Genomic DNA, 260 nt, shown 5'->3' with positions numbered 1-260 from the left:
CGGGTCTACGACCACGTACTCATTCGCCCTATTCAGACTCGCTTTCGCTACGGCTCCGTCTCATCGACTTAACCTTGCACGGGATCGTAACTCGCCGGTTCATTCTACAAAAGGCACGCTATCACCCATTAACGGGCTCTAACTACTTGTAGGCACACGGTTTCAGGATCTATTTCACTCCCCTTCCGGGGTGCTTTTCACCTTTCCCTCACGGTACTGGTTCACTATCGGTCACTAGGGAGTATTTAGCCTTGGGAGAT

General features: G+C 51.5%; 1 rRNA gene. It reads right to left on the bottom strand.

From position 1 onward, the window contains the following. A 23S ribosomal RNA gene (locus tag ACQCT5_RS23000) occupies positions 1–260 on the bottom strand; the annotation flags it as partial.

Origin of the sequence: Sutcliffiella halmapala, assembly GCF_050107295.1 — a bacterium.
GTDB lineage: Bacteria > Bacillota > Bacilli > Bacillales > Bacillaceae_I > Sutcliffiella_A > Sutcliffiella_A halmapala_A.
The sequence above is the reverse complement of the archived record's forward strand: the minus strand, read 5'-3'. Positions and strand labels throughout refer to the sequence as shown.